The organism is Bradyrhizobium sp. AZCC 1578 (genome assembly GCF_036924675.1).
In the GTDB taxonomy this organism is placed as follows: Bacteria; Pseudomonadota; Alphaproteobacteria; order Rhizobiales; family Xanthobacteraceae; genus Bradyrhizobium.
The window spans coordinates 2,168,072-2,182,403 of the sequence record NZ_JAZHRZ010000001.1; the positions used below are offsets into that span (position 1 = coordinate 2,168,072).

Annotated in this window: 14 protein-coding genes; 7 read left to right on the forward strand and 7 right to left on the reverse strand. The window is 58.1% G+C overall.

Translation table 11 applies throughout. From position 1 onward, the window contains the following. The first annotated feature begins 41 nt into the window (after positions 1-41). The 4 genes from V1290_RS10540 to V1290_RS10555 all read left to right on the forward strand — a co-directional run bounded on the left by V1290_RS10540 (position 42) and on the right by V1290_RS10555 (position 2,878). Positions 42-197 carry a hypothetical protein gene (locus V1290_RS10540; RefSeq protein ID WP_334364346.1) on the forward strand — a complete coding sequence of 52 codons (156 nt, stop codon included), beginning with the start codon at positions 42-44 and terminating at the stop codon, positions 195-197. 170 nt (positions 198-367) lie between these two features. Further along, positions 368-559 (forward strand): hypothetical protein, encoded by a 192-nt coding sequence (locus tag V1290_RS10545; protein ID WP_334364347.1) that lies wholly within the window; start codon positions 368-370, stop codon positions 557-559. Positions 560-688: 129 nt separating this feature from the next. Further along, positions 689-1,849: an iron-containing alcohol dehydrogenase gene (locus V1290_RS10550; protein ID WP_334364348.1), complete on the forward strand. Its 1,161-nt coding sequence runs from the start codon at positions 689-691 to the stop codon at positions 1,847-1,849. 141 nt (positions 1,850-1,990) lie between these two features. After that, on the forward strand, positions 1,991-2,878 hold the full coding sequence (locus V1290_RS10555) for an alpha/beta fold hydrolase (protein ID WP_334368986.1): 888 nt from the start codon (positions 1,991-1,993) through the stop codon (positions 2,876-2,878). 3 nt (positions 2,879-2,881) lie between these two features. Here the strand turns inward: V1290_RS10555 and V1290_RS10560 are convergent, their stop codons facing one another. The 4 genes from V1290_RS10560 to V1290_RS10575 form a co-directional block, all read right to left on the reverse strand. Continuing rightward, positions 2,882-4,045, reverse strand: coding sequence for a lactate 2-monooxygenase (locus V1290_RS10560; protein ID WP_334364349.1), 1,164 nt, complete (start codon positions 4,043-4,045; stop codon positions 2,882-2,884). Between the two features lie 239 nt (positions 4,046-4,284). Further along, positions 4,285-5,214 (reverse strand): 2-dehydropantoate 2-reductase, encoded by a 930-nt coding sequence (gene panE, locus V1290_RS10565; protein ID WP_334364350.1) that lies wholly within the window; start codon positions 5,212-5,214, stop codon positions 4,285-4,287. A gap of 69 nt (positions 5,215-5,283) precedes the next feature. After that, positions 5,284-6,075 (reverse strand): class II aldolase/adducin family protein, encoded by a 792-nt coding sequence (locus V1290_RS10570; RefSeq protein WP_334364351.1) that lies wholly within the window; start codon positions 6,073-6,075, stop codon positions 5,284-5,286. Between the two features lie 38 nt (positions 6,076-6,113). Next, the gene (locus V1290_RS10575) at positions 6,114-6,932 is read right to left on the reverse strand and encodes a class II aldolase/adducin family protein (protein WP_334364352.1); all 819 of its coding nucleotides are present in this window, start codon (positions 6,930-6,932) and stop codon (positions 6,114-6,116) included. Between the two features lie 156 nt (positions 6,933-7,088). Here V1290_RS10575 and V1290_RS10580 point away from each other — a divergent pair, with 156 nt between their 5' ends. After that, entirely contained in the window at positions 7,089-8,048 is a 960-nt protein-coding gene (locus tag V1290_RS10580) for a LysR substrate-binding domain-containing protein (protein WP_334364353.1), read from the forward strand. A 300-nt stretch (positions 8,049-8,348) separates the two neighbouring features. Here V1290_RS10580 and V1290_RS10585 read toward each other — a convergent pair whose 3' ends face one another. The 3 genes from V1290_RS10585 to V1290_RS10595 all read right to left on the reverse strand — a co-directional run bounded on the left by V1290_RS10585 (position 8,349) and on the right by V1290_RS10595 (position 11,829). Next, positions 8,349-9,158: a 3-hydroxyacyl-CoA dehydrogenase family protein gene (locus V1290_RS10585; RefSeq protein WP_334364354.1), complete on the reverse strand. Its 810-nt coding sequence runs from the start codon at positions 9,156-9,158 to the stop codon at positions 8,349-8,351. Between the two features lie 202 nt (positions 9,159-9,360). Then, a complete protein-coding gene (locus V1290_RS10590) occupies positions 9,361-10,149 on the reverse strand; it encodes an enoyl-CoA hydratase/isomerase family protein (protein ID WP_334364355.1) in 789 nt (262 codons plus the stop codon). A 39-nt stretch (positions 10,150-10,188) separates the two neighbouring features. Continuing rightward, a complete protein-coding gene (locus tag V1290_RS10595) occupies positions 10,189-11,829 on the reverse strand; it encodes a long-chain-fatty-acid--CoA ligase (RefSeq protein ID WP_334364356.1) in 1,641 nt (546 codons plus the stop codon). 452 nt (positions 11,830-12,281) lie between these two features. Between V1290_RS10595 and V1290_RS10600 the strand changes: the two genes are divergently transcribed. Both V1290_RS10600 and V1290_RS10605 read left to right on the forward strand, forming a co-directional pair. Next, positions 12,282-13,238 carry an alpha/beta fold hydrolase gene (locus V1290_RS10600; protein WP_334364357.1) on the forward strand — a complete coding sequence of 319 codons (957 nt, stop codon included), beginning with the start codon at positions 12,282-12,284 and terminating at the stop codon, positions 13,236-13,238. A gap of 104 nt (positions 13,239-13,342) precedes the next feature. Then, complete coding sequence (locus V1290_RS10605) at positions 13,343-14,326, forward strand: NAD(P)H-binding protein (RefSeq protein WP_334364358.1); 984 nt, start codon at positions 13,343-13,345, stop codon at positions 14,324-14,326. The last annotated feature ends 6 nt before the right edge of the window (positions 14,327-14,332 follow it).

Below are 14,332 nucleotides of genomic sequence, written 5' to 3' on the forward strand. Positions count from 1 at the left end.
GCCTCTGGGAAAGCTTGAATTACTAGGCGGAGGCTCTGAGCATGGATGATCCGCGCGGCGACTACATGTACGGGCTGGCGGATCGTGTCGGAAAGCTTGAGCGCGAAGTTGAAGGTCTTCGGATCCAGTCCCGAATAACGCCGATTGGGACGCCGGATGACCGTGTCCATCAGTTGCAAAGTCATCTTCCACAGTAAACGCCGCTATTCCGCGAAGACGACTGTCACGAGTTGTTTATTTCTTCGTTACCGCCTGCAGAGCTTCAAAGTTCGTGCGGAGATCCTAGATTGAGATAGAATGATGCTTATCATATCATGACGGGGTTCGCTAACTGCGGATTCGTGCTCTTAGGTTATCTGGAGCAAATATGGGCGAAGTTATTCGATTTGTGCCAAAGTCTGAACGCGAGCGAGACCGTCTCATTCGAGAGGCGCGCGCGATTTATGACAGCATCTTCCCGCCAGCCGATCCGGTCAGCGAGAAGCGGAACAACGCACCGGTGAGTCATACGGTCAGCGGCTCCGATACCTATCGTAGCGACGGGTTTCTCCTGTCTTGATCAAGATCATCGCCGTACTTTGCAGTCTCTCCTCTCCGGCAAATTGCCACGAGCAGATTGTCACCCCCTCGGATTCCCGTTACTATAAATAATATAGTCACTTGCTTTTCGAGTACGGGAGGAACAAAAATGCGTAGGACTGGTGTACACAACTTTCCGGCAATTGACCGTGTCATCTACGGCAAAGCTGCGTCTGACGCTCTGAACGAAGAGGCAGAGCGACTGAACGCAAAGCGCGTCTTCCTTCTCGCCAGTCGAACCCTGAACACCAAGACCGATGAGATCGAGAAGATTCGGCGTACGCTCGGCGACAAACATGCGGCGACCTTTGACGGAATTGCACAGCACACGACGCGCAAGCAAGCTGCCGAGGTTGCCCTTCAAGCTAAAGACGCAAGAGCTGATCTGATCGTGGCTGTCGGTGGGGGTTCTGCGATCGATCTGGCAAAAATAGTCATCATGGCGATGGAACATGACATCCGCGATGAAGCGGGTTTCGATCCATTCCCCATGGGCCCGGGCGTAAACGTCTCTCCGTTCCGTTCGCCCGCAGTCCGCCAGATTGCAGTCCCATCGACGCTGAATGGCGGCGAATACAATGCAGCGGCGCTTGTGACCGATGAGCGTCACAAGTTGAAGCAGATATTCTTCCACCCCCAAATGTCGCCAGTGGCGATTATTCTCGACCCTGCCCTCACCCTTCATACGCCTTCGAGCCTTTGGATGGGATCGGGAACGCGCTCGATGGATCACGGTATCGAAGCGTTGTGCTCGCCCGCCGGCACCCCGTTAGCCGACGAGGTCGTCTTGGCGGGCATCCGCATCCTGCGTGAGGGAATGCTCCGGACCTTGCAGCAACCTGATGATCTGGAGGCGCGGCGACTATCCCAACATGGCTCATGGCTTGCGTCTTTCGGCCTCCAGGCACGCGTCCCGATGGGAGCAAGTCACGGCATTGGCCATGTGCTTGGAGGGACTTTCGACGTTCCTCACTACTATTGCACACCTGTTATCATGCCGAGCCTGCTTCGATACAATAAGCCATTCACCGAGGATGCGCAGAAGCGTTTAGCGGCGGCTCTTGGCGGGCCGGGCATGGAGGCGGCAGACGCCTTTGCTGAATTCACCAAGAGCCTTGGATTACCTGGCCGCCTTGCTGATGTCGGCATTGGCGAAGACAAGTTTGGCAAGATCAGCAAGATTGCAATCAATCATCGCTTCGTACAGGCCAATCCGCGGCCCTTCAAAAGCGAAGCAGACATCGTCGATTTTCTGCGAACGGCCGCCTAGCTGAAGCCGCTTGGCGATTCATATGACTGTGATGCGCGTGATCGGCAGAGGAAGCGGGAGCTAGGCTTGATGCAAGCCAGCTTTGCCGGAGAACGTTTGCATTTGTCTTCAAGCTACTCTTATCGTGACAAAGGATTGAAGATGACCGCTCTCCCTGATTTGTTTCCCGGATTTGCGTCGGTGCATGTTGAAACAAAATCCGGGCGTATCTTTGCGCGTGTTGCCGGTAAGGGGCCGCCGCTTCTCTTGTTGCACGGATATCCTCAAACCCACGTGATGTGGCATCATTTGGCGCCAGCACTCGCCGAACGCTTCTCGCTCGTCATCGCTGACCTTCCGGGATATGGCGCGTCAGACGTTCCCAAGACCGATGCAAGCAATACTCCTTACACGAAACGCGCAATGGCCCAAACGATGGTCGAACTGATGGAAAAGCTCGGCTACTCCCGCTTTTCCTTAGCCGGCCACGATCGGGGAGGACGCGTCGCCTATCGTTTGGCGCTCGATCATCAGGAACGACTCTCGCAACTCGTCGTCCTTGATATACTGCCTACTTACAATTATTGGACGAATCTAAGCCGCCTTTCGGCGCTACGCATCTATCATTGGACGTTTCTCGCTCAGCCTTATCCATTGCCGGAAACACTAATCTCGGCCGACCCAGACGGGTTTTTCAGTCCAGTGTTCGCGCAGAGTTTCGATCCTCGGGCCGTGAACCACTACCTAAGCGCGTTACATGATCCTGAGCGCGTGCATGGCCTATGCGAGGACTACCGCGCTGGTGCTTATGCGGACTTCGAGCACGACAAGAGTGACCTCGATGCGGGAAAAAAGATTGCAGCGCCGGTTCATGTGATCTGGGGGAGCCGGGGTATCGCCGCCGCGGGCGCCAAACCGCTGGATACTTGGAAGAACTGGGCCACGCAAGTTACGGGAGAAGAAGTCGAGGCGGGTCACTTCATGTGCGAGGAGGCTCCGGAGGCTACACAGAGAGCCATCCTGAGGTTCCTAACACCTCCTGCCGGCTAGATTTCAACCCACCGCCATCAGTGACGACGGCTCAAGGTCGGCGATGCGGGCAAAGCCATCGACGGCCATCAGCAAATCAGCTTCAGCGAGAATGCATCGCAACACGTGAACGATACCCTCAACGCCGTCTAGCGCGAGTCCATACGCATACGGCCGGCCGATGCCGACAGCCGTAGCGCCGAGTGCCAAGGCCTTGATAACGTCGGTCCCTGAACGTATCCCGGAGTCAAACAGTACGGGTGTTCTGCCGGAGGCTTTGACGATGCCAGGCAGCAGGTCCACCGCGGCAATGCCGCCGTTTGCCTGACGGCCACCATGATTTGAACAGTAGATGCCATCGACGCCTGCATCGATCGCGCGCCGCGCATCGTCAGGATGGCAAATGCCTTTGAGAACGAGCGGAAGCTTGGTCAGCGAGCGCAACCAGGGAAGATCGTCCCAGGTCAAAGGATTTCCGAAAATCTTCGCCCATTGCATGATCGCCGCTCGAAAATCTTCCTCGGGTGGCTTTTGCAGCCTGCTGCGAAACACCGGATCCGAGAAATAGTTGTAGAGAACATGCCCATGCAGCTGAGGAAAATTGGCCAGGTTAAGATCCCGTGGCCGCCATCCGGTAACCCATGTATCCAGAGTCACCACGATGGCCTTAAATCCCGCTGCCTCGGCCCGGCGGATCAGGCTCTCGGCTACTTCCCGATCGTTGGGAGTGTAGAGCTGGAAGAAGCCCGGCGTTTCGCCAAATTCGGCAGCCACCTGCTCGAGCGGATCGCTGCTGAAGGTCGACGCCATCATCGGGACGCCGATCTTTTGCGCAGCCTTTGCCGTCGCGATGTCGCCATGGAAATCCTGCGCGCATAATCCGATGACGCCGATAGGGCTCATGAAGAGCGGGGTGGGAAGCCGCATTCCGAAAAGGTCGATCGACAGATCCCGCTTGGCGGCGCCGACAAGCATGCGCGGGATCAAACCCCACCGCTCAAATGCAGACACGTTGATATTCTGCGTATGCTCGTTGCCGCAGCCGCCGGCCACGTAAGACACAAGACTCGGCGACATCGCAGCGTGCGCCCGCGCTTCCAATTCGCGGAAATCTACCGGAAGTTTCGGCAGTCGTCCGCTGAGGCCGCCAACATAGATTTCTGTCTGGTAGTCGCCGTAGTGGCCCAATGTGTCCTCCCGCAGTCCTATCCATCGTGATTGCTGGGCGGCGCGAGCACAGCCTATCGCCGTCCGGTCTTTGGCGCAGCGCCTGACGTTTTCGGCTCATTCACGCGCAGGCGGCCAGTGAAGAGGCCAACGCGCTCAACCGCCGGCCTCTAAGCGGCTGAAAGCCGGGTTTGATCCCCCTCGGGTCCGAGACCACCGCGAGAACGCACGAGCTTGATCCCGGCCTTCCAGCTCCGTTCCTACTTGCCGGCTTCTCTGGCGCGACGCGCCTCAAAAGACTTCACATGCGCATAGGCCGCGCTGAGAAGGACAGGAATTTGTCCTGCTTTCGCCCGACCCAATAGGTCGCCCAGAACATGATCGCCTTCTGTCTGCGATCCTTTCTCGATATCGCGCAGCATGGACGCCATCAGCGGCGAGCCTGGCATTGTGAAGATGGATCGCGTGCGTTCCAAAAAGGCCGGACGTGGCTCAAATCCTGCCCCGGCCGCGATCCCGCTGCACTCGTCGAGAAAATTCATCACAAGGCCGGATGCGCCAGCGGCGACGATATCCCCGATCGAGGCGCGCATCAAACAGGTCGAGCCCGCGGCGGTGGCGATGAATACCCATTTCTCCCACATGTCCTGCAGGATATTGTGGCTGGCCTCGGCAATAAAATTGGCACCTGACAATGCAGCGATGATCTCATCGCGGCGCTTCGAGCGCGCCTCGTTTTGCTCGCCAAACCCCAGCGTATGCAAATCGACGAGATGGAGAATCTCACCATTTGCAGACATCGTGGCCGAGATGGCGCATTGACCGCCAAACACCCTCTCCTCCCCGAAGCGGGCGTTCAGTACTTCGATATGACGCAGGCCATTCAAAAAGGGAATGATGACCGTATTGTCTCCCACCGCGGGGGCGAACGATTGAATGGCACCGTCGAGATCATAGGCCTTGCAGCTCAACAATATCAGATCATAGTGGCCTTTCAGCCGTTCGGATGTCACGGTCGGCGGTGATGGCAGATTGAGATTGCCGGCTGGGCTCCTGATGACAAGCCCATTCGTCCTGAGCGCTTCTGCACGGGCCGGCCGCACCAGGAACGTGACATCACGTCCTGCAGCCAGCAGCCGAGCGCCAAAATATCCGCCCAACGCTCCGGCGCCGATTACCAGTATCCGCAAGATTCATCTCCTTCTAGCCTCTCAATTGCGAGACGTCGGCTGCAGCCAACAAGCCGCCGCCGATCAAGCTTAGTCCCTGTAGCGCGATCCTTTTGCATCAAGTGCGCGACGATAAGCTTTGAACGAATCCTGCCCAAAGGAGGTTTTTTCGTCGAAGCCCTTTGCAACCTCGCTCTGCATCTGACGCGTCGTCCGACGCAGAACCTCTTCCGACAAGGGCCGCCAGCTCTTGCCGAACGTTGCAGCTGCGAGTTGCACTTCGCACGCGCGTTGCAGGATCGTCATGCGGAACAGTGCCTCCGCGGCAGTCCTCCCGCATGTCAGAAGACCATGATGTCTCAGGATCAGGTAGTTCTTGTTGCCGAGCGATTTTACGAGGCGCTCGCGCTCACCAAGGTCCGTCGAAATGCCCTCGAAGTCGTGATACGCGATTTGCTCATAAAGCATCGCGCCGTAGAAGCTGTGATGCGACAGCCCCTCGTCCGTGCAAGCAACAGCCACACCGGCCGTCGTGTGCGTGTGGGCGATGAAATGGGCGTCATCGCGCGCGGCATGAACCGAAGAATGGATCGTGAAGCCCGGCGCGTTGACGCGACCCGGAACGTCCACAACCTTGTTACCATCGAGGTCGATCTTGATGAGATTGGAGGCTGTGACTTCGTTGTACGCCAACCCAAACGAATTGATCAAAAAGTGCCGATGAGGACCCGGTACCCGCGCCGTGATATGATTGTAGATGTGCTCGCACCAGCCTAGATCAAAGAAGACATGGTACAGCGCGGCGAGATCCTCCCGGACCAGCCGTTCCTCGGCCGCCAGAACGTCGTGGCTGACATTTCCAGGTGAGGGTTGGATGTTCATGCGCTCCCCTCCGAAACACTTCATCGTTGGTCCGTATGTCAATTGAGCAGATCCGGCTGCTCCTTAACGATCTTCGAATAGAGGGTCTGGAATTGAAACCAGCCTGTCCTGGGTGCGCCGAGAATATTGAATGCCTGCTGCGCTGACTCTTCAGGGATAATCTTGAGAGATTGCCCCGTTCGCGCAGCAGCCGCCTCAGCGAGCAACTGCACTTGGCACGACCGCTCCATCGTGATGAACCACCACACTGCTTCATCAACGGTCTGGCCGACCGTCAGAAGTCCATGGTTCTGCAGAATTGCCGCCTTGTGAGGCCCCAACGCCCGGGCGATCTGCTGACCCTCGTCCAACTCGACTGCGACTCCGCCATAATCCTCGTACAGAGCGTGGTCGTTGTAAAAGGCGCAGGCGTCTTGCGTGATCGCCCCCAACTTTCGACCCAGTGTCGAGAAGGCCCGGCCGTACGTGGAGTGCGAATGCGCCGCGCCGACAGAATCGGGCCGGGCAGCATGAACGCTCGCATGAATCGCGAAAGCAGCCGCATTGACCGGATGATTGCCTTCGACAACCTCGCCTTTGTGGTTGACCCGAATAAGATCAGACGCCTTGATCAAGCCAAAGCTCATACCGAAGCCATTCACCCAGAATGTGTCGGTGAATTCCGGATCGCGTGCCGTGATGTGACCTGCCACGCCTTCATCGAACCCGAACTTGGCGAACAACCGGAAACCGGCTGCGAGGCGTTCTTTGCGATGCTGCCGCTCTTCGGCCAATGTTGAAAAGGCCGGCGGTTGAGGTAACCCGTGCGTCATCTTGGCCGCATGCGCCAGCTGATCGTGTTTGGAGGGGGCATTCATCGCATTCTCCCATTTTCTGTTGTATGTTTCGCGATGCGAAATTGGAGGCATACCACCTTCGCTGGCTTTTCCCGGATGCCAGCCTTACAGTTGGCGCCATTGATCCGTCCGAGCAGAAGGCTGACGGATGGACATCCAAAGCACAATTGAATTCGATTGCGGATTGTTGAAGCAGGCTCAAGCCAGAATATGTCCAGCCCGGCTCTTCCACCTCTCGCGAGTCTGCGCGCCTTCGAAGCGATCGCGAGGTTCGGCAGCGTCAAGCTTGCCTCCGAGAGCCTCAACCTGACGCCGTCAGCTATCAGTCATCAGCTTCGGGCGCTAGAGGCGCACTTCGGGGTGCAACTGGTTGAGCGCAACGGACGCAGCATCGCTCTGACCGAAAGCGGTGCGGTCTACGCCGCCGCCGTCTTGAATGCGTTCAACGAATTGTTTCGCGCGAGCGACATTCTGGGGGTCCGAAAGCGCGATCGTGTTGTACGCGTCAGCGTGACTCCAACGTTTGCAATGCTCGCTGCGTTGCCCCACTTGGAACGATTCCGCAAGGCGTCTTCCAACCTCGATCTCAGACTGGAAGCACGCAACACGACGGTCGACTTCGCAAAGGACGATATCGATGCCGCGGTACAGCTGGGAACGCCGCCCGTGCCGGGCCTGATATTCCATCGGCTTCTTCGCTCCCGCGTTGCTCCATGCGCCGCGCCGAACTTTCTTGAGAGATTTGGGCCCATCAGCACGGTCAAGGACCTCTCTAGGTTGCCCCTGATCGAGTACAGCACTGTGCCGAATAGCTGGCGGTCGTGGCTTCAGGTGAACGACCCTGATCTCTCGTCGGTCGAACCGGAGCTGCTCGGCGACAGCCTGCTTACAGGACTTCAAATGGCCCGGTCCGGCATGGGAGTTATTCTTGCGCCGTTTCCGTTGGTTTCGCCGATGATTACCAGCGGGGCTCTCAAGGCGCTTACCCACTGGCCGTCCTTCAAGCTTGACTCGCGAGACTTCTATTTTACCTATCGAAAAGTGCATGAAACATCGAGCAGGATCAAGGCTGTGCACCGGTGGCTGAAGGTCATAGCGAGGGACCTCGAGGCGGAGTCTGCAATGTTGGGAATTTGAGGCTCGGGGGGTGCCTCTACTTGGCTGCTTCAGATAATGTTTATTGGAGTCCCGGGTGTGTTGAGGAAAGATGATAGCTCAGGAGCGAAGTGGGCTCTCACGCCGGTATCTTCGGCTTGCCACTATTCGAAGCAAACTTCGCGCCGGATGGTTCGCCCCCGCTGAAGAATCTCGTCGGATCCGGCTGGACCGCGACAAGACGGTCCGCAAGATAGCTCTTGTGGCCAATCTGGGGGAGATCGACAAAAACCAATAACGTCACTTCATGTCAAAGCCCTCAAGGGGCTCGCGGATGTTGCGTCACTGGTAGTCGTAAAATCCCTGACCGCTCTTCACGCCAAGGCGGCCTTCGGCGATCATCTTCTTCAGCAAAATCCGCGGCCCTTCAGGCAGGCCGATCCGGTGCTGGGCATAGTTCTCTTCGATGCTCAGCACCACGTCCAGGCCCACCGCATCCATGAGGCGGAAGGGGCCGTGCCGTGAACCGGTGGCCTGGCTGTAGATGGCATCCACCACCTCCGCCGACGCGACACCTTCGGCTACCACGGCCAGTGTCTCGCGTTTGATGGCGGCCCAGACGCGGTTGAAGATGAAGCCCATGCTCTCGCGCTGCACCACGTAGGGCGTCAGGCCATAGCCGGGCAGCACGTCGACCAGCAGCTGGATCACAGCCGGGTCGGTCTGGCCGCACGACATCAACTCAATCGGCGTGATGCCCGGCGGCATTAGGAAGTGCGTGTTCAAGAGGCGCGCCGGGTTCTTCACGCTGTCGGCAAAAGCGCTCGAGGAATAGGATGAGGAGTTGCTGGCCAGGATGGCGTCGGGCTCAGAGCGCGCATCGACCTGCTTGAAGATGTTCTTCTTCAGTTCAAGATCTTCGGGGACTGACTCCACGACGAGCCACGCATTCTTGAGCGCGACTGTCATGTCGTCAACCCCCACGATGGTGCCGGCTTTGCTGCCCGGCAGCGTGGCCAGTACGGCAGGCAACTGCTCTTTTGCAAAGGCGACGCCCGCATCGCGCGTCGCGGCGCTGCGGGCATACAGGCGCACTTCGGCGCCGCGCGTCGCCAACATCAGAGCGATGCGGCGGCCCAGCGTGCCCGCCAAGGACGGCGATGGCGCGTGTGGCGATGTTATCGGGGAGCTTGAACGTCATAGCGATGCCTCGCGATTTTGGACGGGCGTTCCACGCGTAGCGAGACGTGCAAGACTCGATCTCGGGCTGCCTGTCGTGCGGACGCTTATCATAGCCATATCACGGTAGCGGCGATGGTGGCGATGACTCAGCGCGGCCACTCCGTCTCGACGATCAGGATCCCCGGAAGACAACTTTGCCTCGAAAATTCTTGGCTCCATATTCCACCACAGACTGAACCCCGGCTTTGAAATCTTCGCTGTCGAACAGGGGAGGCCCGATGTCCAGGAGCAGCTCGTCGGCTCCTCTAGTGCCGTAGTCCAGAAACCCTCGCAGCAAACGCTCATTCACCGCATACGCTTTTGTTGGACCGTCCGCAAACTTTTGCGCCCACGCCAACGCTTCGGTGTATAGCGATGCGCGCGGCACGACGCGATTGACGATATTCCACCGCTCGAAGACGGCAGCATCGTAGCGTTCGCCTGTCAGGCAAATCTCTCGGGCCCGCGCCGGTCCGCATCGCTCGGCGAGCAGGTAAATCCCACCCAAATAGGTTGCGGCTCCGATATCGCGCTCTACCTGAGCAAATTTGGCTTCTTCAGATGCGATTATTACATCGCAACGCAACGCCAGTTCGAGCGATGCCGCGAAGCAAAACCCTTGAACCGCGCACACGATCGGGATATCCAATTGCTCCAGTCGCAGCACAATCGGAATGGCCCTCGTCAGCATTTTTCGGCCACCCCTACTATTCACTCCCGAAAAGGTGGTCTTGACGTTCACTCCTGGCCCGAAGTGGTCCCCAGTCGCGTGTAGAAGTACTGCTCGAACGCCCGAGCTGTCCACTTCATCGATAGCCTTGCCGAGCTCCAGCAACAGGTCGTCATCGACGAGATTGATCGGAGGATTGTCCAGCGTTATGAGACCAACGTTGCGCAGTTTCTCGAATCTAACGGATGTCACGGTGAGAGCTCCCTCGCCCTAGCCAGGATGATTGGTCATTCAACGGTTGCTGGACGAAGCCGATGCGCTGGGCAGCAGGTGGTTCCTGTAACGCTCACGAAGCTCGGACTTCCTGATCTTTCCCGTCGCCGTGTGGGGGATTGAATCCATGACGACGTCATCGGGCATCCACCATTTCGCGATCTTGCCTTCAAGAAATGAAAGGATATCCGCCTTGGTCGCTTCCATGTTCGGATTGAGCTGAACGATGAGAAGCGGCCTTTCGCCCCATTTCGGGTGTGAAACCGCGATCGCCGCGGCCTCCTGTACGGAAGGATGAGCGATAGCGACATTTTCGACCTCGATGGATGAGATCCATTCGCCGCCCGACTTGATAACGTCCTTAGATCGATCCGTTATACGCATGTAGGCGTGCTCGTCGATCGTCGCGACGTCGCCGGTGTCGAAATAGCCATCCTTGTCCAGGATCTCGTCATTCAGCCCGTAGTAGGCCTTGGCAACGCTTGGACCACGCACCTTTAGCCTGCCATACGCCTTTCCGTCGTGGGGAAGCTTCTCGCCGGAGTCATCGGTGATCTTCATTTCAACGAGGAAAGGTGAAAAACCTTGGCTGGAAAGCTGGGCAATTTTCTCCGCGCCGGTCAAATCTGCGAACGGCGGCTTCAGGCTTCCAATCGAACCGACAGGTCCCATCTCTGTCATACCCCACCCCTGCCGTGCACAGATGCCCATCCGCTCAAAGGCTTCAATCATCGCAGGCGGTGGCGCCGCGCCACCGATGGTCAAGTCCCGAAGCGCTGGCAAACGCAAGTTGTTTGATTCCATATACTGTTGAAGCATGAGCCAGACGGTCGGCACACCGGCCGTAAACGTTACTTTTTCGTCCCAGAGCAACTCGTATACGGACGCGCCATCGAGCCTCGCGCCAGGGAAAACAATCTTGCTCCCTACCATCGGGGCGTGAAACGCGAGCCCCCAGCTGTTGGCATGAAAGAGCGGCACAACCGGTAGGACCGTGTCGTTGCAGCTAAGGCCCAGAACGTCTGCCTGCGCGGTCATCAGCGAATGGAGTACATTTGACCGATGCGAGTACAGGACACCCTTTGGACTCCCCGTCGTGCCTGACGTGTAGCATAGCCCGGCGGCGGTGTTTTCGTCGAAGAGTTTCCAGGCGAAGTCGCCGTCTACGCTATCGATCCAGTCTTCGTACGCGATCGCGCCGCGCAAGGAAGTGTCCGGCATGTGATCGCGATCCGTTAGTATGACGAAGCGCTCGATGAATTCGAGATGCGATGCGAGCTTCTCAAGAAATGGTACGAAGGTGATATCAGTGAAGAGAACTCTGTCACGTGCATGATTGATGATCCATGCGATTTGCTCTGGAAACAAGCGAGGGTTTATGGTGTGGCAGACGGCGCCGATACCCATGATTCCGTACCAGATTTCCAGGTGTCGCCAAGTGTTCCAGGCCAAGGTCGCGACCCGATCGCCAAGCACAATGCCGTCTCGATCCAATCGCTGGGCGACTTTCAGCGCGCGTCTTCGGATCTGGCCGTAGTTGGTTCGATGGATCGGCCCTTCGACAGACCGAGTCACCACCTCACGGTCTGGATGACAAGTCGCGGCATGATCAATGATCCGCTGACACAGCAACGGCCACTCTTGCATTAAGCCCAACACGGGATCCTCCGAAAGTTGCTGACGCGTCCATTTTTATCTTCCCGGACATAGTCGGCATGATTGGATGCAATCGCACCACAAGGCTGTCGTGCCGCAAAACAAAATATTGAAGAACGGCTATTCAGCGATGGATTCGCACAGCGACAGATCGCCATGCGCCCGATCTAATATCGATCATCGGACATGCCGCCTGGCTGCAGTTGCTGCGAGCGTACCCGCCCAGAAACCGACAGCATGCATTGACGGCAGAAGCCTGCTTCCGGCATGCGCCAAGAGCCCGCAAAAGACATGGAGGCTCATTTGCTTGCTTAAAGGAGATGGCGGACCCAGCTATCGCCAACTCGGTACCGCACTTATTCATGGTTGAATTGGCAAATCCGGCATCGCCGTCTTTTAGTCCTGTGTTGGGTGATTATCATCATCCAAGTAATGATAGTGAGGATTGCATAGCCATGCCGGACAGCCCCGCGTCGCCTGCCCTGGACCACATCCGCCAGCGAACGGCGCGCGTGCTTGAGGCGGGAAACGGTCCAATCGGTGGCCATATCCGCAAGCGGACGGTCCGTGCCAACGGGCTCGATTTCCCGATCCTTGAAGCGGGGAGCGGCCCTCTCGTGCTATGCTTGCACGGCTTTCCTGATCATGCGCAGAGCTGGGTTCACTTCCTGGATCGTCTCGCGCAGGAAGGATATTGGGCCGTCGCACCGGCGCTGCGAGGATATTGGGCCGGTGGCGCCGCGCCCGACGGATCCTACCGCGCCTTGGCGACCGGGCAGGACGTACTAGCGCTCATCGAAGCGCTGGGGGCCGAGCAGGCTGATCTCATCGGCCATGACTTCGGAGCACGTGCAGTCTACGCCGCGGCAAGCCTCGATGCGGCCCGCGTCCGCAAGCTTATCGGGTTGGCAGTCCCCTATGGAAAGGGTCTGACGACAGCATTCGTCGCCGATGGTGATCAACAGCGGCGAAGCTGGTATATGTTCTTCTTCCAGACCCGTCTGGCGGAGACGGCTGTTCAGCTCAACGACTTTGCATTCCTCGACCGGCTCTGGCGAGAATGGTCGCCGGGGTACGTGCTGCCGCCTGCGGACCGTTCCGCGCTCAACGAGACGTTTGGCCAACCCGGAGTCTTGACTCAGACCCTGGCCTATTACCGGCAGTTGTTCACGCCGCCGACTGACCCGGCAGCCCTGGCCCTTGAAGCGCGCGCGAGCGGTCCAATTGCTGTCCCGTCGCTCTATCTGCATGGGGAGGATGACGGCTGCATGTCCGCGCAGCTTAGCGAAAGCATGGAGGCGGCGTTCACGAAGGGATTCGAGCGCGTCGTGATGCCTGGCGTCGGTCATTTCCTGCATCTTGAACAACCCGATGCAGTGTTGAGCCACGTCTTGCGCTTCCTGAAATGCTGAGCGGTCTCTGAGAGCGAACGATCGCCCGCCCGTGCCTCGATGGCGCGAGCCGCCTTCGCTTCAACGAACACCCACCCAGTCGCCCAGCCGAAAAGGACACTTCGATGTCGAAACGGAATCCCATTTTGATCACTGGAGCCGGCGGCGAAGTCGGCTCCGTAAGCAAGACGATGATCAACACGCTGCTGGAGCAGCGATATCCGGTGCGTGCCTTCGTGAGGCGAGACGACGAGCGGGCGAAGGCGCTTCGGCAGATCGGAGCCGAAGTATTCGTCGGAGATCTACTCAACGTCGCCGATGTCGCCGCCGCCTTGAAGGGTTGCCGCCGGATCTACTTCAGCATGAGCTTGAACCCGTACTATACCGATGCAAGCATCCTGATGGCCGCCGCTGCGCGCGCGCAAGGGGACATTGAGGTCTTCGTGAACATTTCGGAATTCGAGCAGTCCTTCATGACTTTCGATAAAATGACCGGCGCGCGCGAGGCGCGACTCGGCTGGCTCGGAGGATTTGTCGCCGAATGGTCACCGCAACAGAGAGCCCATTGGGCATCGGAGCAGGCGCTAAAGTGGTCCGGCCTGCCGGTCGTCAATATACGGGCGACCATGTTCGTCGAGAATCCGATCCTTTCCTGGTTTCCGCTAAGACAGTTGCTTGGTGCGGGCGAACTCCACCTGCCTTTTGGCACGCAGAAGATCGCGCCAATCGCCGCTTATGATGTTGCGGAGGTCTGCACGAAGGTCCTGATCGCCCCCTCGGCGCATATATCGAGGTCGTATGAGCTCACCGGACCGGAGTTGAAGGACATGCATGGGTTTGCCGAGGATTACGGCGCTGCGCTCGGACGACGTATCTCGTATGTGCCCCAAGACCTGGATGCCTGGATCGAGACGTACATCAATAGTGCCATCGCGTCGCGCAGTCCGCATATTGCAGACCACTTGGGAACCATCACCCGCCTGGTCGCAGGCGGACGTTATGATGTTGTCAACGATGAGCTTAAAAGTTTACTTGGGCGTGCCCCCAAGGTCGTCCGATGGGCCCTCGAACAATCTCCGCGTATTCGCAAAGCGCTGGAGGCCGCATGATCATGC